Origin of the sequence: Bacillus sp. HU-1818 (assembly GCF_022695965.1) — a bacterium.
In the GTDB taxonomy this organism is placed as follows: Bacteria; Bacillota; Bacilli; order Bacillales; family Bacillaceae; genus Bacillus; species Bacillus atrophaeus.
Genome location: NZ_JAAPBE010000008.1, coordinates 36,366 through 59,696, shown reverse-complemented (window position 1 = coordinate 59,696; position 23,331 = coordinate 36,366). Strand labels below are relative to the sequence as shown.

Annotated in this window: 18 protein-coding genes and 12 tRNA genes; 24 read left to right on the top strand and 6 right to left on the bottom strand. The window is 44.5% G+C overall.

What is annotated here, in order from left to right:
- The first annotated feature begins 20 nt into the window (after positions 1-20).
- The 17 genes from GXP75_RS20665 to glgP all read left to right on the top strand — a co-directional run bounded on the left by GXP75_RS20665 (position 21) and on the right by glgP (position 9,263).
- A tRNA-Met gene (locus tag GXP75_RS20665) sits at positions 21-97 on the top strand.
- A gap of 2 nt (positions 98-99) precedes the next feature.
- Positions 100-176, top strand: a tRNA-Ile gene (locus GXP75_RS20660).
- A gap of 6 nt (positions 177-182) precedes the next feature.
- Positions 183-275 (top strand) — tRNA-Ser (locus GXP75_RS20655).
- Between the two features lie 36 nt (positions 276-311).
- A tRNA-Met gene (locus tag GXP75_RS20650) sits at positions 312-388 on the top strand.
- A 39-nt stretch (positions 389-427) separates the two neighbouring features.
- Positions 428-504 (top strand) — tRNA-Asp (locus GXP75_RS20645).
- Between the two features lie 14 nt (positions 505-518).
- Positions 519-591: transfer RNA gene (locus tag GXP75_RS20640), tRNA-Phe, on the top strand.
- Between the two features lie 24 nt (positions 592-615).
- Positions 616-691 (top strand) — tRNA-His (locus tag GXP75_RS20635).
- 9 nt (positions 692-700) lie between these two features.
- A tRNA-Gly gene (locus GXP75_RS20630) sits at positions 701-774 on the top strand.
- A gap of 15 nt (positions 775-789) precedes the next feature.
- Positions 790-866, top strand: a tRNA-Ile gene (locus tag GXP75_RS20625).
- 17 nt (positions 867-883) lie between these two features.
- A tRNA-Asn gene (locus tag GXP75_RS20620) sits at positions 884-958 on the top strand.
- A 3-nt stretch (positions 959-961) separates the two neighbouring features.
- Positions 962-1,052 (top strand) — tRNA-Ser (locus GXP75_RS20615).
- Between the two features lie 6 nt (positions 1,053-1,058).
- Positions 1,059-1,130: transfer RNA gene (locus tag GXP75_RS20610), tRNA-Glu, on the top strand.
- 224 nt (positions 1,131-1,354) lie between these two features.
- Entirely contained in the window at positions 1,355-3,235 is a 1,881-nt protein-coding gene (gene glgB / locus GXP75_RS20605; RefSeq protein WP_242557751.1) for a 1,4-alpha-glucan branching enzyme, read from the top strand.
- Entirely contained in the window at positions 3,235-4,374 is a 1,140-nt protein-coding gene (locus GXP75_RS20600; RefSeq protein WP_242557750.1) for a glucose-1-phosphate adenylyltransferase, read from the top strand. The genes glgB and GXP75_RS20600 overlap by 1 nt, the downstream gene beginning before the upstream one ends.
- Positions 4,375-4,397: 23 nt before the next feature.
- The gene (gene glgD / locus GXP75_RS20595; protein WP_214914123.1) at positions 4,398-5,429 is read left to right on the top strand and encodes a glucose-1-phosphate adenylyltransferase subunit GlgD; all 1,032 of its coding nucleotides are present in this window, start codon (positions 4,398-4,400) and stop codon (positions 5,427-5,429) included.
- Positions 5,426-6,880: a glycogen synthase GlgA gene (gene glgA, locus GXP75_RS20590; protein ID WP_242557749.1), complete on the top strand. Its 1,455-nt coding sequence runs from the start codon at positions 5,426-5,428 to the stop codon at positions 6,878-6,880. The genes glgD and glgA overlap by 4 nt, the downstream gene beginning before the upstream one ends.
- Positions 6,867-9,263 (top strand): glycogen phosphorylase GlgP, encoded by a 2,397-nt coding sequence (glgP, locus tag GXP75_RS20585; RefSeq protein ID WP_214914119.1) that lies wholly within the window; start codon positions 6,867-6,869, stop codon positions 9,261-9,263. The genes glgA and glgP overlap by 14 nt, the downstream gene beginning before the upstream one ends.
- A gap of 31 nt (positions 9,264-9,294) precedes the next feature.
- Here the strand turns inward: glgP and GXP75_RS20580 are convergent, their stop codons facing one another.
- Entirely contained in the window at positions 9,295-9,765 is a 471-nt protein-coding gene (locus GXP75_RS20580) for a TspO/MBR family protein (RefSeq protein WP_106046130.1), read from the bottom strand.
- A gap of 92 nt (positions 9,766-9,857) precedes the next feature.
- A complete protein-coding gene (locus tag GXP75_RS20575) occupies positions 9,858-10,919 on the bottom strand; it encodes a spore coat kinase CotI (RefSeq protein WP_061571934.1) in 1,062 nt (353 codons plus the stop codon).
- A gap of 197 nt (positions 10,920-11,116) precedes the next feature.
- On the opposite strand from GXP75_RS20575, the gene cotSA reads away from it, so the two are divergent.
- The 3 genes from cotSA to GXP75_RS20560 are packed head-to-tail and all read left to right on the top strand — an operon-like array spanning position 11,117 to position 13,711.
- Positions 11,117-12,250 (top strand): spore coat protein CotSA, encoded by a 1,134-nt coding sequence (cotSA, locus tag GXP75_RS20570; RefSeq protein WP_242557748.1) that lies wholly within the window; start codon positions 11,117-11,119, stop codon positions 12,248-12,250.
- A 14-nt stretch (positions 12,251-12,264) separates the two neighbouring features.
- Complete coding sequence (cotS, locus tag GXP75_RS20565; RefSeq protein WP_242557747.1) at positions 12,265-13,320, top strand: spore coat putative kinase CotS; 1,056 nt, start codon at positions 12,265-12,267, stop codon at positions 13,318-13,320.
- A 1-nt stretch (position 13,321) separates the two neighbouring features.
- On the top strand, positions 13,322-13,711 hold the full coding sequence (locus GXP75_RS20560; protein WP_242557746.1) for a hypothetical protein: 390 nt from the start codon (positions 13,322-13,324) through the stop codon (positions 13,709-13,711).
- Between the two features lie 80 nt (positions 13,712-13,791).
- Here GXP75_RS20560 and GXP75_RS20555 read toward each other — a convergent pair whose 3' ends face one another.
- The 4 genes from GXP75_RS20555 to GXP75_RS20540 all read right to left on the bottom strand — a co-directional run bounded on the left by GXP75_RS20555 (position 13,792) and on the right by GXP75_RS20540 (position 18,128).
- Positions 13,792-15,018: a glycosyltransferase family 4 protein gene (locus tag GXP75_RS20555; RefSeq protein ID WP_242557745.1), complete on the bottom strand. Its 1,227-nt coding sequence runs from the start codon at positions 15,016-15,018 to the stop codon at positions 13,792-13,794.
- 6 nt (positions 15,019-15,024) lie between these two features.
- Positions 15,025-15,972: an NAD-dependent epimerase/dehydratase family protein gene (locus GXP75_RS20550; RefSeq protein WP_239814141.1), complete on the bottom strand. Its 948-nt coding sequence runs from the start codon at positions 15,970-15,972 to the stop codon at positions 15,025-15,027.
- Positions 15,969-17,255: a UDP-glucose dehydrogenase family protein gene (locus GXP75_RS20545; RefSeq protein ID WP_242557744.1), complete on the bottom strand. Its 1,287-nt coding sequence runs from the start codon at positions 17,253-17,255 to the stop codon at positions 15,969-15,971. Before GXP75_RS20545 ends, GXP75_RS20550 begins: the two co-directional genes overlap by 4 nt.
- A 153-nt stretch (positions 17,256-17,408) precedes the next feature.
- Complete coding sequence (locus GXP75_RS20540; protein WP_003324912.1) at positions 17,409-18,128, bottom strand: yteA family sporulation protein; 720 nt, start codon at positions 18,126-18,128, stop codon at positions 17,409-17,411.
- A 290-nt stretch (positions 18,129-18,418) separates the two neighbouring features.
- On the opposite strand from GXP75_RS20540, the gene GXP75_RS20535 reads away from it, so the two are divergent.
- The 4 genes from GXP75_RS20535 (at position 18,419) to menB (ending at position 23,284) form a co-directional block, all read left to right on the top strand.
- On the top strand, positions 18,419-19,834 hold the full coding sequence (locus GXP75_RS20535; protein WP_242557743.1) for an isochorismate synthase: 1,416 nt from the start codon (positions 18,419-18,421) through the stop codon (positions 19,832-19,834).
- A complete protein-coding gene (gene menD, locus GXP75_RS20530; RefSeq protein WP_242557742.1) occupies positions 19,831-21,570 on the top strand; it encodes a 2-succinyl-5-enolpyruvyl-6-hydroxy-3-cyclohexene-1-carboxylic-acid synthase in 1,740 nt (579 codons plus the stop codon). Before GXP75_RS20535 ends, menD begins: the two co-directional genes overlap by 4 nt.
- Positions 21,558-22,388, top strand: coding sequence for a 2-succinyl-6-hydroxy-2,4-cyclohexadiene-1-carboxylate synthase (gene menH, locus GXP75_RS20525; RefSeq protein ID WP_242557741.1), 831 nt, complete (start codon positions 21,558-21,560; stop codon positions 22,386-22,388). The genes menD and menH overlap by 13 nt, the downstream gene beginning before the upstream one ends.
- Before the next feature lie 77 nt (positions 22,389-22,465).
- On the top strand, positions 22,466-23,284 hold the full coding sequence (menB, locus tag GXP75_RS20520; protein WP_003324916.1) for a 1,4-dihydroxy-2-naphthoyl-CoA synthase: 819 nt from the start codon (positions 22,466-22,468) through the stop codon (positions 23,282-23,284).
- Positions 23,285-23,331 lie beyond the last annotated feature (47 nt).

The following is a 23,331-nucleotide window of genomic DNA, read 5'->3' as shown; positions in this document are numbered from 1 at the left end:
TTGATTTTAATAAAAGTTTTGGCGGTGTAGCTCAGCTGGCTAGAGCGTACGGTTCATACCCGTGAGGTCGGGGGTTCGATCCCCTCCGCCGCTACCAAAGGACCTTTAGCTCAGTTGGTTAGAGCAGACGGCTCATAACCGTCCGGTCGTAGGTTCGAGTCCTACAAGGTCCACCACTATACGGAGGAATACCCAAGTCTGGCTGAAGGGATCGGTCTTGAAAACCGACAGGGGTGTCAAAGCCCGCGGGGGTTCGAATCCCTCTTCCTCCGCCATACATATTTCTTCAAACTTAATATTTTTTATATCATCGCGGGGTGGAGCAGTTCGGTAGCTCGTCGGGCTCATAACCCGAAGGTCGCAGGTTCAAATCCTGCCCCCGCAACCAATTTTTAAAATCAGTACTCATAACAGAGTACATTAAAATGGTCCGGTAGTTCAGTTGGTTAGAATGCCTGCCTGTCACGCAGGAGGTCGCGGGTTCGAGTCCCGTCCGGACCGCCATTTTTAAATAGTTTGGCTCGGTAGCTCAGTTGGTAGAGCAACGGACTGAAAATCCGTGTGTCGGCGGTTCGATTCCGTCCCGAGCCACCTTTTACAATTTTATATATTTTGGCGGTTGTGGCGAAGTGGTTAACGCACCAGATTGTGGCTCTGGCACTCGTGGGTTCGATTCCCATCAATCGCCCCAAATAAAAATGCGGGTGTAGTTTAGTGGTAAAACCTCAGCCTTCCAAGCTGATGTCGTGGGTTCGATTCCCATCACCCGCTCCATTTTTATATCGTCATGGGCCTGTAGCTCAGCTGGTTAGAGCGCACGCCTGATAAGCGTGAGGTCGATGGTTCGAGTCCATTCAGGCCCACCATGACCCATTCATTTTATTCCACAGTAGCTCAGTGGTAGAGCTATCGGCTGTTAACCGATCGGTCGCAGGTTCGAGTCCTGCCTGTGGAGCCATATGGAGAAGTACTCAAGTGGCTGAAGAGGCGCCCCTGCTAAGGGTGTAGGTCGTGTAAGCGGCGCGAGGGTTCAAATCCCTCCTTCTCCGCCATATAAAGGCCCGTTGGTCAAGCGGTTAAGACACCGCCCTTTCACGGCGGTAACACGGGTTCGAATCCCGTACGGGTCATTCTGAAAACCTTGCATATCCTGCAAGGTTTTTTTGTTATCGTAAAAAAGTTTAGGCAGTTTTATGATATATATGATTATGACAAAAATCCCTATATTCTTCGCATCATTTCAGAAAATGCAGTTTTATGTCAATAACTATAAGCGCTTACAATAGAGGGCTTTTTTTTATTTCTTCGAATAAATAATATAAATGAAAACTATGATGACAGAAAGGATGATTATATGACCGCTGCCAGCCCAACAGCACATGATGTTTATCTTTTTCATGAAGGCTGTCTGTTTCAAAGCTATCAACTGTTTGGTGCGCATTATCAAGAGCTGAATGGAGAAAAAGGATTTAGATTTTGTGTTTGGGCGCCTCATGCGTTGAATGTACGAGTGGCTGGCGATTTTAATAACTGGTCAGGTAAGCTCCATGCAATGGACAAAGTAAATGATCAGGGAATTTGGAGTTTATTTATTTCAGATATAGCAGAGGGAGAGCGATATAAGTATGAAATCGTGACAGAGAGCGGAGAGATTCAACTAAAATCAGATCCATACGCTTTCTATTCTGAAGTCAGGCCCAATACCGCCTCCATTACTTATGATCTAAAAAGCTATACATGGCATGATCAGAAATGGATGAAGAAGCTGAAAGCAAAGCCCATTTATGAGAAACCAGTCTTTATATATGAGCTACATCTTGGGTCGTGGAAAAAACACTCCGACGGAAGGCTCTATTCTTATCAAGAATTAATTGATTCTCTTATCCCATATGTAAAAGAACACGGCTTTACCCATATCGAGCTTATGCCGGTAATTGAGCATCCGTATGACCGCTCTTGGGGTTATCAGGGAACCGGATATTTCAGTCCGACAAGCCGGTTCGGCACACCGCATGATTTGATGAGTTTTATAGACCAATGCCACCAGCAACATATAGGCGTGATTCTGGATTGGGTGCCAGGCCACTTTTGTAAGGATTCACATGGACTCTATATGTTTGACGGAAAACCGGTTTATGAATATCAAGAAGCGCATGACAGAGAGAACTGGATTTGGGGCACCGCTAATTTTGATTTAGGGAAATCTGAAGTTCATAGTTTTTTAATATCTAATGCGTTGTACTGGGCGGAAATCTATCATATAGATGGATTCAGGGTCGATGCTGTGGCGAACCTGCTGTATTGGCCAAATCAGGAGGAGCGTCATGAAAACCCATATGCCATAGGATTTTTAAAAAAGCTGAATCAAAAGATGAATGAGGCTTATCCGCATGTGTTGATGATTGCGGAGGATTCTACAGATTGGCCTGATGTGACACGTCCTGTGCAGGAGGGGGGACTTGGCTTTCATTTTAAATGGAACATGGGATGGATGAACGATATATTGAAATATATGGAGGCGCCGCCTGGCCAAAGAAAAAGCCTGCATCAGCATGTTTCGTTTTCTTTGCTTTACGCCTTCAGTGAGCATTATATTTTACCGTTTTCTCATGATGAAGTGGTTTACGGAAAGAAATCTCTTCTAAACAAAATGCCCGGTGATTATTGGCAAAAATTTGCCCAATATCGGCTGCTTCTCGGTTATTTCACAGCCCATCCCGGAAAAAAGCTATTATTTATGGGCGGTGAATTTGCCCAATTCGATGAATGGAAAGATACAGAGCAGCTAGATTGGTTTTTAGACACCTTCCCCATGCATCAAAAAGCCAGAGTATTTACCCAAGATCTTCTTCGTTTTTATCAAAAAAGTAAAATCCTTTACGAAAATGACCATCGCGGCTCATCTTTTGAATGGATTGATGTTCATAATGATGAACAATCAATCTTTTCTTTTATTCGGTACGGCAAACGGAGTGGCGAGGCACTTATAATTGTTTGTAATTTTACCCCTGAGGCCTATCATCAGTTTGATGTGGGCGTTCCTTTTTATACCGATTACGTCGAAGTATTGAACAGTGACAATAAGAGGTACGGAGGTTCCGGCCAAATCAATGCAAAGTCCTTACAGTCGAGGAAAGGAACCCTGCATCAGAAGCCTTGTTATGTAACAATGACCGTCCCCCCTTACGGTATTTCTATCATGCGGGCCGTAAAAAGAAGAGGAGAGATCAAGTGATGAAAAAACAATGTGTGGCTATGCTCCTCGCCGGCGGGAAAGGCAGCCGTCTGCATTCTTTGACAAAAAGTATGGCAAAGCCGGCTGTTTCATTTGGCGGAAAATACAGGATTATTGATTTCACATTAAGCAATTGCTCTAATTCAGGAATTGATACGGTCGGCATTTTAACACAATATCAGCCGCTTGAGCTGAATTCATATATAGGCATCGGCAGCGCCTGGGACCTTGACAGGCATAATGGAGGGGTAACAGTTTTGCCGCCTTACGCTGAATCATCTGAAGTCAAATGGTACAAAGGGACGGCAAGCGCGATTTATGAAAATCTAAATTATCTCAATCAGTATGATCCGGAGTATGTGCTGATTTTATCAGGTGATCACATTTATAAGATGGATTACGGGAAAATGCTCGATTTTCATATTAAAAAGAACGCGGATGCCACGATTTCTGTTATTGAGGTGGGGTGGGATGAAGCCAGCCGCTTTGGCATTATGAAGACAAATGGGGCAGGGGACATTACCCACTTTGATGAAAAGCCGAAGATTCCTAAAAGCAATCTTGCTTCGATGGGAATCTATATTTTTAATTGGCAGCTATTGAAAAGTTATTTGGAAATTGATGACTGCAACAAGTATTCAAGCCATGATTTTGGAAAGGATATCATACCTCTTTTACTTGAAGACGAAAGAAAGCTCTCCGCCTATCCGTTTAAAGGGTACTGGAAGGATGTCGGGACTGTTCAGAGTCTGTGGGAGGCCAATATGGATTTATTAACTGGAGAATCAGATTTAAAGCTGTTTGATCGAGATTGGAAAATCTATTCTGTTAATCCTAATCAGCCTCCTCAATATATCTCGTCAGAAGCGTGTGTACATGAGTCGCTGGTTAATGAAGGGTGCGCCGTTTATGGAGATGTTTCTCATTCCGTCCTTTTTCAAGGCGTAACGGTCGGGAGGCATTCACAAATTAAAAGGTCGGTCATTATGCCGGATGTGACGATCGGCGAGCATGTCATTATCGAGAATGCCATTGTGCCTAGAGGCTTTAGTCTGCCGGATGGGGCAGTGATTAGATCAGATAATAATGGGGAGGCGCTGCTCGTTACAGAACAATTTGTTGAAAGGGAATTGATTTAAAGCTGAAGAGGGGGCAACGGCAGTTGATAAATAACCAAATGTTGGGTGTTATAGATGAAACCACATATAAGCATTCTCTTCAGGATTTAGCCGCGCAAAGATCGCTGGGCGCCATTCCTTTTGCGGGGAGGTACCGATTGATTGATTTTATGCTGTCTAATATGGTGAATGCGGACATTAGGAGTGTAGCGATATTTCCAAAGTATCGCTATCGTTCTCTGATGGATCACCTTGGAGCCGGCAAAGAATGGGATTTGCACCGAAAAAAAGACGGTTTGTTCTTTTTTCCGTCGCCTCATCTGCATCATGAGTACGATGAATTCGGCTCATTTCGGCAGTTTTCCGATCATCTTGATTATTTTCATCGGAGCTCGCAGCAGTATGCCGTCATTACAAACAGCCATACCGTTTGTAACATCCAATTTAAATATGTGCTGAAAAGGCATCAGGAGGCGGGCTGTGATATTACAGAGGTATATCAGGACGGACAATCGCTGCAGATCTATCTCATGTCTTCTAAGCTCTTGAAAGACCTTATTTACGGGCATGCCGAAAAAGGTTATAAAACGATTCAGGAAGCTGTGGAAAAAGAGTCTTCAACATTGACGGTCTGCCCTTATGAATATTCCGGGTACGCCGCGGTTATTGATTCGGTGGAAAAGTATTATCTTCATAGCATGCAGCTCATTCAGCCGAGTTTTTGGCAGCAGGTCTTTTTGCCGCAGCTGCCGATCTATACGAAGGTGAAGGATGAGCCTCCGACCAAGTACGGAAAACACAGCGCTGTCAGAAACTCTCTCGTTGCCAACGGCTGCGTTCTTGAAGGCGAGGTCGAGAATTGTATTCTGTTTCGGGCGGTTCATGTCCGTAAAGGAACGAAGCTGAAAAACTGCATTATTATGCAAAAAACACAAATAGGTGAAGATTGTGTATTGGAGCAGGTTATTTCTGATAAAGACGTGAGAATCGGAAACGCGACTGAAGCTGCTGGAACAATTGAACAGCCACTCGTCTTAAAAAAAGGTCTTGTGCAAGGAGAGCTGATGAATTCTTGAAGGTGCTATTTGCTGTTTCAGAATGTACACCATTTGTAAAATCAGGAGGTCTTGCTGATGTGGCCGGAGCGCTGCCGAAAGAGCTGACGCGTCTCGGAAACGATATAGCTGTCATGCTGCCCAAATACAGCCAAATTCCAAGCAAGTGGAAAAACAATATGAAAAAAATAGCCGAATGCACGGTGGCCGTGGGCTGGCGGCAGCAATATTGCGGCATTGAACATCTCATTGAAGATGATGTGAATTATTACTTTATTGACAATGAATATTACTTTAAAAGAGACGGCTTGTACGGCCATTTTGACGATGGCGAACGATTTGCTTTTTTCTCAAGGGCCGTTCTGGAGGCAGCCTTCGTTTTGAAATTTCAGGCAGATATTGTCCACACACATGATTGGCATACTGCCATGGTCAACTATCTGCTGAAGGAGGAATATCGAAGTGATCGTTTTTATGAACAGATGAAAAGTGTGTTCACAATCCATAATCTTCAATTTCAAGGCATGTTTCCGCCAGAGGCCACACATGATTTGCTCGGCCTTGATATGGAGCATTTTCATTATGAGAGATTAGAATGCAATGGATTTGTTAATTTTATGAAAGCGGGGATTATCGCAGCTGACCATATCACAACAGTCAGCCCGACATACAGAAATGAAATCCTGACGCCTTATTACGGTGAGCGGCTTGAGCGTGTTTTGCAATATAGAGAAGCTGATTTGACCGGGATTCTCAATGGAATTGATGAGGTATTTTATCAGCCGAAGCATGACCCGTATATTGAAGTGCATTACGACTCAGAGCGTATATCAGGAAAGGGAATAAATAAAACAAAGCTTAGGCAGAGAATGGGGCTTCCTGAAACGGAGAACGTTCCTTTAATCAGCATGGTGACGAGGCTTACGAAGCAAAAGGGGCTTGACCTTGTTCGCCGGATTTTGCATGAAGTGCTTGAAGAACACGATGTTCAGTTCATAGTGCTTGGGACTGGAGAACGGGAATTTGAGGATTATTTCCGGTATGCAGAGTTTGCTTTTCATGACAAATGCCGGGCGTATATCGGATTTGATGAGGCGCTCGCCCATCATATTTATGCAGGCTCAGATATGTTCCTCATGCCGTCTAAGTTTGAGCCGTGCGGTTTAGGGCAGTTGATCGCGCTGCAGTATGGGACTATTCCGATTGTCAGAGAAACAGGAGGGCTGCATGACACCGTCAGTTCATACCGTGAGGAAGAGAATAAGGGAAACGGCTTTACTTTCTCAGCCTTTAATGCCCATGATTTGAAATTTACGATAAGCAGAGCGATTTCTTTTTATCATCAAAAGGATGAATGGAAGAGCATCATGAAAAACGCAATGAATGCAGATTACAGCTGGAGCAGGTCAGCGAAACAATACCAGCGCATTTTCGAGCTTTTGACAAGGAGTGGACGGGATGTTCTCGAGTAAAGAACGCTTTGCGGCCTTATTTTTGCAGCGTCTTGAAATGACGTGCGGAAAAAGTTTTAAAGATTCGACCAAGCTGGATCAATATAAGACACTGGGCATTATGGTCAGAGAATATATCAGTTCTAACTGGATACAGACAAATGAAAAGAGCAGGTCAAACTCCGGGAAACAAACGTATTATCTTTCGATTGAATTTCTTCTCGGCCAGCTTCTTGACCAAAACTTAATTAATCTTGGCGTGCGGGATGTGACGGAGGCGGGGCTGAAAGAGATCGGCATCAGCTTGCAGGAGGTGCTCGATATAGAGACGGACGCCGGGCTGGGAAATGGCGGGCTGGGAAGGCTTGCTGCCTGTTTTTTGGATTCACTTGCGTCATTAAATTTGCCGGGGCACGGAATGGGAATCCGTTATAAGCATGGTTTGTTTGAACAAAAGATCGTTGACGGGCATCAGGTGGAGCTGCCAGAGCAATGGCTGAAAAACGGAAATGTGTGGGAAGTGAGAAATGCTGATCAATCAGTTGATGTGCCGTTTTGGGGGCACGTGAATGTATCTGAGCAGAATGGGCGTCTGACTTTTCGCCATGAGCATGCCACGCTGATTACCGCTGTGCCGTACGATATTCCGGTTATCGGCTATGACACCGGCACCGTTAACACCTTAAGGCTTTGGAATGCCGAGCCTTACATCCATCATCATGAAACGGATATTTTGTCATATAAGCGGGAAACGGAAGCTGTCTCTGAGTTTTTATATCCTGATGACACACATGATGAAGGGAAAATATTACGGCTTAAACAGCAATATTTTTTAGTGTGCGCGAGCGTCAAAAGCATTGTGAACAGCTACCGGAAAACGCATAAATCACTATACGGCCTTCATAAAAAGGTGAGCATTCATATTAATGATACACATCCCGCTCTGGCCGTTCCCGAGCTGATGCGCATTTTGCTTGATGAGGAAAAAATGAGCTGGGAAGAAGCCTGGCACATTACGGTACATACGATTTCTTATACGAATCATACAACGCTATCGGAAGCGCTTGAAAAATGGCCGATTCATTTGTTTAAGCCTCTTCTTCCGCGTATGTATATGATTATAGAAGAGATCAATGAGCGATTTTGCCATTCTGTATGGGAGCAGTATCCGGGGGATTGGAAAAGGATAGAGAATGCTGCGATTATCGCCCACGGCGTTGTGAAAATGGCCCACCTGGCAATTGTGGGCAGTTACAGCGTAAATGGCGTTGCGAAGATTCACTCGGATATTTTGAAGGAAAGAGAAATGAAAGGCTTCCACATTCTGTTTCCGAAAAAGTTTAATAACAAAACAAATGGGATTACACACAGAAGGTGGCTGTTAAAAGCAAATCCGGATTTATCGGCAATGATTTCGGATTCTATCGGAGAAAGATGGATTAAGCAGCCGGAAGCTTTAATCGATTTGAAATCATTTGCCTATGATGCGGCCTTTATTGAGCAATTTCAATTGATTAAAGAAAAGAAAAAACAAGAGCTTGCCGATATCATTTTTGGCACGTCAGGGGTGGTTGTGAATCCCGAAAGCATTTTTGATGTCCAGGTGAAACGGCTCCACGCGTATAAACGGCAGCTATTAAATGTTCTTCATATTATGTATCTGTATAACAGGCTGAAAGAGGATTCAGGCTTTTCAATCCATCCTCAAACCTTTATATTCGGCGCGAAGGCTTCACCAAGCTACTATTATGCAAAGAAAATCATTAAGCTGATTCATTCTGTCGCGGATAAAGTCAATTATGATCCGGCAATCCGCGGCCTAATCAAGGTCGTTTTTTTAGAAAATTACAGAGTGTCTCTGGCTGAACGGATATTTCCGGCGTCAGATGTAAGTGAACAAATTTCCACGGCAAGCAAGGAAGCCTCCGGCACTGGAAATATGAAATTTATGATGAATGGCGCGCTGACGATCGGGACGCATGACGGCGCAAATATTGAAATACTCGAAAGGGTGGGGCCGGATTGTATTTACACGTTCGGCCTTAAGGCGGACGAAGTGCTGTCTTATTATGAAAATGGCGGATACAGATCGAGAGAATACTATCAGCACGACCGAAGGATCAGGCAGGTAGCCGATCAGCTGATTAATGGTTTTTTTGAAGGAGAAGCTGATGAATTTGAATCTATTTATGATTCGCTTTTGCCTCATAATGATGAGTATTTTGTGTTAAAAGACTTTTCTTCTTACTTAGATGCACAGGAAAGGATTCAATCTGATTATCGCGATCGTGGCAAGTGGTATGAACGGTCTATTGTAAATATAGCCCATTCCGGATATTTTTCTAGCGATCGGACCATCCGGGAGTATGCGGATGATATTTGGGGAATTAAACCGATGGAATAAAGCCGCTTGATAAAGCGGCTTTTTTTAGTGGTTACAGATTCATTGAGTAAATGGTAAAAGATAAATATGTCGCAAAGGCGCTCCATAAAAAATAAGGGAGAAGAAGGTATGATGCGGCCTTGTTGAGCTTATTTGCGATAACGATCACTATCAGCGCGGTTACCGCCACAAGCAGACAATCAATGGATGCGGCAAGCATACTTTTTTGGGAAAACTGAAAATAACTGAATGCTTGATTCAATATGTAATTGATGAATAGTACAATCCAAAAGCCTTTCGCCTGTCTGAATGAATATACGGCAAAAATAATAGCTGCGGCAAGAGAAATCAAGGCAAACAGAACCGCCCAAATGATTCCGATGGCAGATCCGCTTGGCGTCCATTCAGGCTTATGAAGCGCATCGTACCAATCCCGGTCAACGGGAAATAAAAAGCCCGCTGCCGAAAACAGGGCGTATGTAAGAATGAAAACGAGAACTGCACCTATTGTTGTTTTTTTCACTTTGTCTCCTCCATTTGTATTTTTTTACATAATCTATCATTCCTCAAATGTAGAAGGACCAAACCCCCGATGAGCGGGGGACTGTGAACATTTTAGATCAATGGATGTAAAGCCGCCGCTTTTACCCGTTCATATTCAAACGCTGACTCTAATTCTTCTCGCGGTAACGCCGATTTTCTTACATATTTTTCGCGGATTACATCATAAAGTTCATAAGGAAACAGCATATCAATAAACATAACTTTTTTCTGTTCGTCTGTTAAAGGCGCTGCGGTTTCATATGCATTGAGCATGACGTAAAAGGTTTTTTCATCCCAAACTCCGGTCGTGTCCAAAAGCGGAATGATCATTTTTCTGAGATCACGGATGGGCAGGTCGAAGGAGACGGTATCTAAGTCAATGACCCAGATTTGATCATTTTCTCCAAGAAGCGTATTTCCTGTTCCATAATCCTGATGACATAAGTTAGGCTGATGTTTCAATTGTTCGGTCCAAGATACGTAAGAAGACTGTAAAAGACGGTCTAACACACCCTTCCCATCTTGGATAAAGTGATCAATTTCCTGTAGATATAATTGGGAAAACGGATCGTCCTTTTCAGCCTGAGCCATCAGTTTCCATGTTTCCATTTGTTTGCATCTTTTAATATAGTGGTTCGGCCAGCGTCCAAGCTTTGTGAAAACAGGCACGCCGTTGGGAGGCTGATAGCCGACAGAAGCAGTGTGGAATTCTGCGAGCCCTTTCATAATAAATTCTAAATCTTTCTCAACGGTCAGTTCAAAAGGCCTTCCCTCAATCCAGTCATAAACCACAAATAAAAAAGCCCCGTGCTTTGTATATAGGTTTCCGTTTTTAGCCGTCAGGATAGCGGGAACCTTCATGCCTTTCTTTGCTAAATAATCTTGGGCGAAAATGGAGAACAGCGCCTTCTTTTCTGGTCTGTGGATTCTTTTTAAGCATACGGCGCCCGAGTTTGTATGGATTTTCCAAACAAGAGCCATTTGATTTCCTTGAATGACTTCGATTTTTTCCGCTTGCAGGTCCCACCCCTGAAGAACGTTTTCAGCAAGTGAGGTCAGTTTTTTCTCGTCTTCAATAGATAGAGGAAGTTCTGTTGATTTCCCCTCCTCAGTGACTTCATGGTTTTCTGCCATTTAAGGACACATCCTTACCTGTTTTACTTCTATAGTATGAATAACCAGAAAAAATGATTTAGTTATATGACTATATTTTTTAAAACCCATAGTTGTTTACCCCTTTTTTTATTTGGGGCAGTCCATTCCGCACAAGTTGGTCATTAAGCCGTATCATGTTTCTAACTAAATAAAACATGTAAGAATGGAGGCTACGTATGAAAATAGCACTGATCGCCACAGAGAAGCTTCCTGTTCCTTCGGTAAGAGGCGGCGCCATACAGATCTACCTGGAAGCGGTTGCTCCGCTTATCGCAAAAAAACATTCAGTTACGGTTTTTTCGATTAAAGATCCCAGCCTGCCGGAAACAGAGACTGCCGATGGGGTTCATTATGTACATTTAGATGAAGATCATTATGCAGAATCAGTAGGAAAAAAACTTAGAAAAGGGAATTTCGATCTTGTTCATGTTTGTAATCGCCCAAGCTGGGTGACTTATTTAAAGAAGCAGGCTCCGGATGCAGTCTTTGTGCTGAGCGTTCATAATGAAATGTTTGCCTATGAAAAAATCAGCGAGCGGGAAGGGAATGAATGCATTGATGCGGTCGCCCAAATTGTAACAGTGAGTGATTATATCGGCCAAACGATTACAAGCCGTTTCCCGTCAGCCCGCTCTAAAACAAAAACGCTATATTCCGGTGTTGATTTAAAGACATATCATCCCCGTTGGACAAAAAAGGGACAGCAGGCGAGAGAAGATATGCGGAACGAATTGGGGCTTCAAGGAAAGAAAATTGTGTTATTTGTGGGCAGGCTCAGCAAAGTGAAAGGCCCCCATATTTTATTGCATGCTTTGCCGCAGATCATTGAGCAGCATCCGGATGTCATGATGGTGTTTATCGGTTCAAAATGGTTTGGGGACAATGATTTGAATAACTATGTTAAACACCTTCATACATTAGGCGCGATGCAAAAGGATCATGTGACATTTATTCAATTTGTAAAGCCTAAGGACATTCCCCGTTTGTATACAATGTCTGACGTATTTGTCTGCTCTTCGCAGTGGCAGGAGCCTTTAGCCAGGGTGCATTATGAAGCAATGGCCGCAGGGCTGCCTATCATTACGAGTAATAGAGGCGGCAACCCTGAGGTCATTGAAGAAGGGAAAAACGGCTACGTCATCCGGGAGTTTGACAAACCCGGTCACTATGCTGATTTGATTAATTCTCTCCTCAGCAGTTCATCAAAAAGAGAGAAGCTCGGCACATACAGCCGGACGGTTGCAGAAAACAAATTCGGATGGAGCAGAGTAGCGGAGAATCTCCTCAGTGTCTATGAAAAAAACAGATAGAAGGGGTGAACAATTTGTACCAAAAAGAGCATGAAGAAAAGCTGATACACGATGTCCTGGCCTATTATCCGTTTCAGGTTGAGCAAGTCGCGCTGAAATCAAACAAAAGCGGACGCAAAATTTGGGAAATCGAAACCGACAAAGGCCCGAAACTGTTAAAGGAAGCGCAAATAAAGCCTGAACGTATGCTGTTTATTACTCAGGCACACGCTCACTTACAGGAGAAGGGGCTGCCGATCGCTCCCCTTCATAAAACAATAAACGGGGGAAGCTGTTTAGGAGTGGACCACATTTCTTACAGCCTTTATGATAAAGTACCGGGAAAAGAAATGATCTATTACAATACAGAGCAAATGAAAAAAATCATGGCGTTCGCAGGCCGCTTCCATCATGCGGCCAAGGGATATGTTTGCGCGGATGAAAGCAAGAAAAGAAGCAGGCTTGGCAAATGGAATAAATTATACCGGTGGAAGCTGCAGGAGTTAGAAGGAAATATGCAGATTGCATCCTCTTATCCAGATGATACGTTTTCTCAAACCTTTTTATTGCATGCCGATAAAATGCTGGCGAGAGGTAAAGAAGCTCTCCGCATGTTAGACGCCTCTGACTACGAGGAATGGACAAAAGAAACGCTCAAAAACGGCGGATTCTGTTTTCAGGATTTTACCTTGGCGCGTTTAACGGAAGTCGACGGCGAACCTTTTCTGAAGGAGCTGCACTCCATCACATACGATTTGCCTTCAAGAGATTTACGGATACTGCTCAATAAATTGATGGTGAAGCTATCGGTTTGGGATACCGAACTCATGGTATCGCTTCTTCGATCCTATGACGCGGTTTATCCTCTCACAGAAAAACAATATGAGATCCTATGGATTGACTTAGCGTTTCCTCATTTATTTTGTGCGATTGCCCATAAATACTATTTAAAGCAGAAGAAATCATGGTCTGATGAAAAATACAATTGGGCATTGCAGAATATGATTTCTGTCGAGCATTCAAAGGAAGATTTTTTACAGCAGCTTCCGGCACTCTTTAAAGACATCAAATCACAGCAGGGAGTGAGCTGATATGAGAAATAAACGAGATGCTGCCTCCATTTCCAAGCTGGATTTAGACTCATTTGTATTTACACCGCCGGGGTCTATGGGATGGCAGTCACATGAATCGGAAACTGGTTCAGAAGATGATGCTTCAGAGGAACGTTTTTCTATGGCCGGCAGATTAAAAGAGTTTCCAAGCGCGGGTGCTCCGCCCCATTCAGGCAAGAAAAAGTCTTCAAAAAAATCGGGAAACCAAGCTTCAGAGCCTCATCAGAAAGGTTCAGCTCCGCCCCGCAAAGAGAAGAAGAGAAAGGCTCCTAAAAACAAATCCCGAGATAAAAGAACAGTTGTCACTCACCTTCCGGGTAAGGGCATTGTGTCTCCATGGATTTCCAGCATCGTCAAAGGGGAAAGATAATCAAGTAAGCGGTGAGGCATAAACGGCATTTATGCCTTTTTTTAATGTGAAGAGCCCGCATCTGAAGATACGGGCACCTCCTATTTTGATTTTGACGCAGTGAAAACCTGTTTTGAAAAGTTTACATCTAGGTTTTGATTCAGCAGGGGAGGCAGATACTGTTCATTTAATGGTTGCAGGACGGATTGATAAACAGCATCGAGCCTTTTAGCGGCGTGGAGAAAGGTGAACGAGGCTTCAACCCGGTTTCGGCCGTTTCTAGCTATTTTTTTCGATAAATTCATATCCGTGAAAACCTTGTCAACCGCTTTTGCGAACGATGAAGGTTTATCATAGTTTTCAATCACAAGCCCGTTCACTTCATGTTTAACCACTTCACCGTTTCCGCCGCGATTGGTCGTGATTAAAGGCGTCCCGGCGGCCATCGATTCGTAATTCACCCTCGCGAGCGGTTCATTCCATTGGGAACTGCATACAAATACATCCGCCATTAAAAAGAGGTTTGGAATTTCATTAGCGGGAATAAAATTGGTGAAGAGGACGTGTTCTTTATAAGGTTTCGCGAGTTTTCGCAAAAACGCCACGTATTGATTCACTCCGTCGTCACTAAACCATTTCCCCCCAGCTATGACCAAAACGGCGTTTTTATGCTTCTGCAAGATGCGTTTCATGCTATGGATTAAAAGATGAGGTCCTTTAGTCGGACTTAACCTGCCTGCGAATAATATGACCTTTTTATCTTCTAATTCGTATTTTTTGCGGTATTCCTCCCTGATTCTTGCCCCTTTTATCGTCCACACCGGCGGATAGGAAGGGAGATCAACACCGGAGTATACGACTTTTATTTTTTCCTTGGCTTCCGGAAACCGTTCGATGACAGTTTGCTTAATAAATGTACTGACGGTTGTGATCATGGACACATGTTTGACCACCTCTTTGCCCTGAGCGAAAGTCAGTTTTTTTTCGGAGAACATCTCATTATGCAAGCTGAGCACGATTCGGCTGTTCGGTGCGGCCTTTTTGTATAAAGGAACATTTAAAGGCCGGTTGAACACATGAATCAGATCAAATGATGACTTTCTCAGCTCATTTGCGACGGCCTCGCGATAATGGTTTTTTGGAAGATGAATATAGCGTACGCCATTTTTCGTTTCTTGTTGCGGGAGATCGGGATCTTCTATGGAGAAAATGGTCAGTTCATATCTGCTGCTGAAATAAGGTGCCACCCCGTCGATCATCATTTGGATCGCTCCTCCGCGTATAGCCGGGGCCGGCAGTTTTTCTGTGCAAATAAAAGCAAGTTTCAAAACAATTCACCTCGCATAAACGGACTGGAGGTATGCGAATTCTTTCGCCAATCCGTCTTTCAATGATATGGCGGGAGCGTAATTCAAGGCTTGTTTTGCTTTTGAGATATCAGCCCATGTTTGGCTCGGCTCACCGGATACTCTGTCTGAAAATGTCAAGCGGATTTTTGTTCCGGAAATCTCTTCAAGCAGGGATATAACTTCCAGCACTGATGCCCGTTCGGTTCCGCCGATATTGAGCGTTTCTCCAATGAGGTTCTGCCGCTGAAGAACGGCCGCCGTGCCTTTTACACAGTCTTCGATAAATGTGAAATCCCTGATCTGCCGACCGTCTCCGTAGATCGTGAGCGGTTTTTGGTCAAGGTGCTGTTTGATGAAGCGGTGAAACGCCATGTCAGGCCGTTGTCTCGGACCATATACTGTGAAAAAACGGAGTGTGATTACAGGCAGGTTAAAGCTTTTTTGATAGACGCGGCAAAGTTTTTCCCCGGTCAGTTTTGTCACGCCATATGGAGATAAGGGGTGCAGCTCGGCATCCTCGCTTACTTTGCCAAGTTTTTCGCCGTAAACTGAAGAGGTGGAGGCGAAAATAAATGCTTTTAAAGGTTGTTGTTTACAGGCTTCCAGCAGTCTTTGCAAAGCCAGGATATTGTGATGCACATAAGGGTGGAATTGATCGCCCCAGCTTGTGCGAACGCCGGGTATCGCGGCTAAGTGATAGACTGCATCAATGTCTGCCAGCAGGTGAGAAAGATCTGCTGTTAACAGATTTTCCTTAACAAATGTAAAGCGTTTTTCTTTTAATACTGTTTCAATGTTTTTCAGTTTTAACCAAAAAGGAGTCGGGCCGATCATATCATCGACACCTTTAACCGTATTGTCTTCATCCTTTAGCAGCTCTTCACAAAGGTGGGAGCCGATAAAGCCGGCCGCTCCTGTCACTAGAATTTTCATCGAAGGCCAACTCCCGCACAGATTAATCCACAAGCACTCAGCAGCTCTTTATTTAACACATTCCGCCCATCTATAATCAGACGGCCCTTCATTTTTTCAGCCGCTTCGGTCCAATTAAGTGTCAAAAACTCGGGCCAATCTGTCGCCAAAAATAAAAAATCGCTCTCTGATATCGCGTCCATGGCTTGGCTATGCTGGGTCACCTTGTTTTGCAGCGAGGGGGGGATTTCTGCTTCCGGGTCATATGCATGAACGTCACATCCAAGCTGTGTCAGTCTTTCCATCAGCCGGACGGCTTGGGAGTTTCTGATGTCATCGGTGTTCGGTTTGAAGGAGATCCCCAGCACCGCGGCTTTTTTATGATGAAGCGTTTCAAAATGCTCCTTGATTTTTTCTACATAAAGATCTAATTGCGTATCGTTAACGAGCTGGACGGCGCGCAGCAAGTCTGTATCAACCCTTTTTTCAGCCGCTGCAAATTGAAGGGCCCGTAAATCCTTTGGAAAGCATGATCCTCCGTAGCCGATGCCTGCCTGTAAAAAGTCTTTGCCGATTCTGGGGTCCAATCCGATGGCTCGGGAAATGTCTGACACATCAGTCTCATATGCCTCACAAATTCGCGCCATTTCATTAATAAAAGAAATTTTAGCAGCCAAAAAGTAGTTGCTGGCATACTTTATCAGCTCTGCTCCGGTTAAGCTTGTAATGATATATGGCGTGTCTATGTGTTTGTAAATCGATTGCACGATGCCGACAGACACTTCATCTCCTTTTTTTACGCCGATGACGGTTTTATCCGGGTGCAGCATGTCGTACAGCGCGTTTCCTTCTCTCAAGAATTCAGGATTGGAGACAACGGCAAACATGGATTGAGAAACACCGGCGGCAATCAGGTCTTCTTCTATTTGTTCATTTGTCCCTGGGGGAACGGTGCTTTTTGTGATGATGGTTTTATACGATCGGATGGATTGGCTGATATCTGTCAGGACGGAGTCAAGAGCCGTGACATCCACTGCACCGTTTGAAAGAGAAGGTGTTCCGACAGCAATAAAAATAACCGGACATTCGGCTATGCTTTCTTTTACGCGGGAGGTAAACGTTAGATTTTTGGAACTTTTCACTGCATCGGAGAGCCCAGGTTCGTAGAAGGGAATGTCCCCGTTATTCAGCCGTTCAATTTTATAAGTATCTTTGTCTGTGCAAATGATTTGATGTCCGATTGAGGCTAATGCCGCTGATAAGGTTAAGCCGACATATCCGGCGCCAACCACGCAAATTTTCATCGCCTGAGCTCCTTTACAAGATGACTGGTCATATATAGTATCCTATTAAAAAAGAGCTGTTTCGTGATTCGGTTTTCCGCCTATATAAGGATTGGAGAAAATAATGGCTGGTTAGAGAGGAGGAAAAATATAAAACCCCCGGCGCAGCGGGGGTTAATCAGCGTGCAGATCACCAAATGTTGTCATGATACCCTCTTCATCAAGTTCTTCTTCATAGCGTTCATGAGCTCTGCTTGGATACACTGTTATTTCTTTACCTGTTATATCTGTCGCGATAAAGTTTTCATATGATTCTGTATTGCCGATATTTTCCTCAGCGTTCATCGTCATATCATCATAGCTGAGTGGCGGATTTTCCATGTCTTGCGGGGTTTGTGAGTTCCCGTATTTTTCGACGTCTTGATATGCATCCTCACTGTCGTAGGGCGCTCTTATTTCTTCATCGCTGTCAAACTCGAATTGCCCGAATGGTGTTTCTTCTTCGATGGGCCGGTCTTTAGAAACTGTATCTTGTGAAGAATATTCAGCAAGTGTTGTGGCGGTCGGAAGCGCCTCAAGACGTTCAAACGGAATTTCCTTTCCGCTGGCTTCACAGATTCCGTAGGTGCCGTTTTCTATTGCTTGTAAAGAATGTTCAATGTCCCGAAGATGCTCTCTTTCATGTAAATCAAGGGCAATGTCTTTTTCCCGTTCGTAAAGCTCTGTCGCTTGATCGCCGGGGTGGTTGTCATATGCTGAGAGCTCGCCCCATGAATCATACGGAAATGCAGAATTCAATTGAAAATGGTCATTGTCTTTGAATCGGTTTAAAATATCCTGTTTTGTCTGTTCGAGTTCTTTTTTCAGGTGCTGCAGCTGTTCATTTGTAAGCAAATTGATCGCCTCGTTTCTCTATGGTGCTACCTTTAGTATGAACGATTTTTGCGAGAACTTTCACGGGAAAGAGGAGGAGAAATATGGTGGATTTTCCTTTCGAAAGAAGCCGATATAATTATTGCTAAGCAAGGGTGAAGAAATTTCAGGTTTGTTTCTTTTTCATTTGAGCAATTAGGTTTATAATAAGTAAGGCAGGTATTTTGGACTGCGCGATCTGTGTTGTTGACACAATGAAATCACAGGTGTATTGTATTAAAAGCATTTTACGGATTTTGGAGGAATGTCTCATGGTGACAACAGTGCAGCGTACTTTCCGAGAGGAAGTTCCTTTTGCATTACATAAAGCCAAACAAGTCAACCATGCTGTCTTATTAAGCTATTCGAGACGAATTGAGTCTCTGGACCCTCTATCATTTTTCAATTACGGAGCAAAAAAATATAAGGGTAAACGATTTTTTTGGTCAGAACCAGATAGTGAACTGACAATAGTCGGTCTTGGCAAAGAAGCTGTTTTCCGGACGGATGAAAAAGACGATGAGCGGTATCACGTGGTTTTTGAAGAATGGGAGCGCTTTAAAAAGACGGCTTTTCATATTCATGATGAAGAAAATCTGCAGCAGGCAGCGGTAGGGCCTGTTTTATTCGGAGGTTTTTCCTTCGATCCTCTGGAAACAAGAGGGGATGAGTGGGATCATTTTTCTGAAGGCAATTTCTTTGTTCCGTCGCTTATGCTGACGAAAACGGATGACGGCCAATTTTTGACGGTAAATCAATGGGTCAGCCAAAACGAGCAGGCGGAAGATGTATTGGCAAGCTTAGAATCGTTTGCGGACAATATCGAGGTTTCTTCTTTAGATGAAGAGGCGCAGGCAAATATTACGCAGACTGAGGAACTTGACCGTGAAGATTGGATCAAAGCGGTTAAAACCGCAACAGACGAAATTAAAGAGGGCCAGTATGACAAGGTAGTGCTTGCCCGCGAAGTGAAGCTGACGTTCGACGGGTCTGTCCGAGTTCACAGCGTGCTTCGCAAATTGCTGAAGGATCAAAAAACGAGTTATATTTTCGCTGTAGAAGAAGGAAACAAAAGCTTTGTCGGAGCGTCACCTGAAAGGCTGATTAAGAAAGAAGGAACACGTGTGATGTCTTCTTGTCTGGCAGGCTCAATCAAACGCGGAGCTGATCCGGAAGAGGACCGCGAAATGGAGCTTGAATTGTTAAACGATGAGAAGAACTTATTAGAGCATGATATCGTGGTCAATATGATTCATGATGCTTTTTTATCAAGCTGTGAAACCGTAGAAAAACCAGATGGTCCTGAATTGTATAAGACGAAAAACGTTCAGCATTTATATACGCCGATTGTCGGACAGCTTAATCATTCGGATTCCATGTTTGACTTAATTAAAAAACTTCATCCTACTCCGGCTTTGGGCGGAGCGCCTCGGGAAAAAGCCGTGGAAGTCATAAGAGAACTCGAGCCGATGTCCCGAGGCTGGTATGCGTCCCCGGTGGGCTGGATTGACAGCCAGGATAACGGCGAATTTGCAGTTGCCATCCGGTCGGGCCTTATTGCAGACAGCCAAGCCCGTTTATTTGCGGGATGCGGCATTGTCGCTGACTCAGATCCGCAAGCAGAGTATGAAGAAACACAAATCAAATTAAAGCCGATGATCTCTGCTTTAGGAGGTGACAGGCATTGACAGTGAATCCGATCACACATTATATTGGAAGTTTTATTGATGAATTTGCCTTGTCAGGGGTAACGGACGCTGTCATTTGTCCTGGTTCAAGATCAACTCCTTTGGCGATTCTGGCTGCTGCCCATCCGGATATTCATGTTCATGTCCAGATTGACGAAAGATCCGCCGCATTTTTCGCCCTGGGGCTGGCAAAAGCGCAGCAGCGGCCCGTGATGCTTATTTGTACATCAGGCACTGCAGCTGCTAATTTTTATCCTGCTGTGATTGAAGCCCATTATTCGAGGGTTCCGATTATTGTGTTGACTGCTGATCGGCCGCACGAACTGCGCGAGGTGGGAGCACCGCAGGCGATTGATCAGCACTTCTTATTCGGTAACTTTGTTAAGTTTTTCACAGACTCGGCTCTGCCAGAAAATGATCCCCATATGCTCCGTTATATTCGGACGCTGGCAAGCCGAGCAGCAGGGGAAGCCGGCAAGCGGCCGATGGGTCCGGTTCATGTGAATGTGCCGCTGCGAGAGCCGCTTATGCCAGATCTCTCTGATCATCCGTTTGAGAGAAAACGAACGGGAAGCCATGTGTCTGTTAAAACGGGGACACACTCAGTTGACAGTGATTCTTTGTCTGATATCAAGGCCATTCTGGCTGATGCTGAAAAAGGGATGATCGTCTGCGGGGAAATACACGGAGAAACTGAAAAAGGGCATATTCTTGCCCTTTCTGATGCGTTGCAGTATCCGATTTTAGCCGATCCGCTGTCTAACCTGCGAACAGGCGCTCATGACAAGTCCATGGTGATCGACGCCTATGATTCGTTCTTAAAGGACGACGAGCTGAAAGCCGTTTTGCGGCCGGACGTTGTGATCCGTTTTGGGCCGATGCCCGTTTCAAAGCCGCTATTTTTATGGCTGAAGGAAGATTCGGATATTCAGCAGATTATAATAGATGAGGACGGCGGCTGGAGAGACCCGACGCATACGAGTGCTTACATGATTCACAGCAATGCTGCCGCGTTTGCCGACGCCTTATTGTCGGACGGGTTTGAAAACAGACCGGCTGAATGGCTGGAGAAATGGCAATTTGTCAATCAACGGTTCCGATATCATCTTCAGTCCGTAAGCAGTGAGGAAATCTCATTTGAAGGAAATCTGTACAGACAGCTTCAGCATCTCATTCCGGAAAACAGCTCGCTGTTTGTCGGAAACAGTATGCCGATTCGTGACGTGGATACGTTTTTTGAAAAACAAGACCGCCAGTTCCGAATTTACGCGAATCGCGGCGCTAATGGGATAGATGGTGTCGTGTCTTCAGCTATGGGCGTTTGTGAAGGAACAAAGGCGCCGGTAACGCTTGTGATTGGAGATTTGTCTTTTTATCATGATTTAAACGGTCTTTTAGCCGGGAAGAAACTTGGAATCCCGCTTACCGTCATTCTTGTTAACAATGACGGCGGAGGAATTTTCTCTTTTCTGCCGCAGTCATCTGAACAAACGCATTTTGAAGATTTGTTCGGCACACCGACGGGCCTTGACTTTAAGCATGCCGCCGCTCTCTATGGAGGGACGTATTCATGTCCGGAGTCATGGGAAGAATTCCGCCAATCATACGCGCCTCAAGCAGATGAGCCCGGGCTTCATATTATAGAAATCAAAACGGATCGCCAGTCAAGGGTGCAGCTCCATCGTGATTTGCTGAATTCGGTTGTGCAGGAAGTGAAAAAAGAATGGGAACTCTAAAGATTACGGTCTCAGACGGCGTTTGTTACGCTGTGAGCGATCACAATCCAAATGCTTCTGAGGCTGTCGTTTGTCTGCACGGATTCACCGGCAGTAAAGATTCCTGGACGTTTCTGGATGCAATGTTTACTGAATCACGTTTGGTGAAGATTGATTGTTTAGGGCATGGGGAAACAGACGCGCCTATCGATGGGCGCAGATATAGCACGAGCCGGCAAGTTTCTGATCTTGCCGAGATTTTTAACCAATTAAAACTTCACAAAGTGAAACTTATTGGTTACTCTATGGGAGGCAGGCTTGCTTATTCTTTTGCCATAACATTCCCTGAACGTGTGACGGCGCTTGTACTGGAAAGCACCACGCCTGGTTTGAGAACACTTGAGGAACGGAAAGCCAGAATCATAAAGGATCGAAAACTTGCTGATTCTATATTAAGAGATGGTATTGTGTCTTTCGTTGATTATTGGGAAAGCATTCCTCTTTTTTCCTCCCAGCGTTTGCTTGATGAAAACAAACGGGAGGTTATACGAAGAGGACGTCTGCAAAATTGTCCCATTGGTCTTGCCAACAGTTTAACGGGAATGGGAACCGGTTCCCAGCCCTCGTGGTGGGACAAATTAGGGCAAATAACCGCTCCGGTTCTTCTCATTTGCGGAGAATGGGACGAAAAATTTTGCAGCATCAATAAAAAGGTGCATGAACGGCTTTCTTCCAGTAAAATTAAGATTGTCAAACAGGCCGGGCATACGGTTCATGTGGAACAGCCGCGTTTTTTTGGTAAAATAGTAAGTGAATTTTTATTGTCTGAGAAAGCATAATATATTGTGCTTTCTTAACGTAAAAAAGTGAGCCTGATATTGCCGGGCTCATATGTAAAATAGAGGAGGTCATTATAATGGCTGCAGAATGGAAAAGCGAACGGAAATATGATGAAATTTTGTATGAAACGTATAACGGCATTGCCAAAATAACAATTAATCGACCAGAGGTACATAATGCGTTTACCCCTAAAACGGTGTCCGAAATGATCGACGCGTTTGCTTACGCGAGAGATGACTCAAATATCGGTGTCATTGTCCTTGCAGGTGCGGGAGACAAAGCATTTTGTTCAGGCGGAGATCAGAAAGTGCGCGGCCATGGAGGCTACGTCGGTGACGACCAAATCCCGCGACTTAACGTTCTGGACCTACAGCGTTTAATCCGGGTAATCCCTAAACCTGTCGTAGCCATGGTTTCTGGCTATGCAATCGGCGGAGGCCATGTGCTCCATATTGTCTGTGATTTAACAATCGCCGCTGATAACGCGATCTTCGGACAAACAGGCCCTAAAGTGGGAAGCTTTGATGCAGGTTATGGGTCAGGCTACTTGGCGCGTATCGTCGGACACAAAAAAGCGCGTGAAATTTGGTACCTATGCCGTCAATACAACGCACAGGACGCTTTGGAAATGGGGCTTGTCAACACGGTTGTTCCTTTGGAAAAGCTTGAAGAAGAAACGATTAAATGGTGTGAAGAAATGCTTGAGAAAAGCCCGACCGCTCTCCGTTTTCTCAAGGCTGCGTTTAACGCGGATACAGACGGACTTGCCGGAATCCAGCAGTTTGCAGGGGACGCCACTCTTCTTTACTACACAACAGATGAAGCAAAAGAAGGCCGTGACTCCTTTAAGGAAAAACGCGATCCTGATTTCGGACAGTTCCCTCGTTTTCCGTGATCAAACGTACTTGAAACAGCTTGAGCCATTGCGGTCCAAGCTGTTTT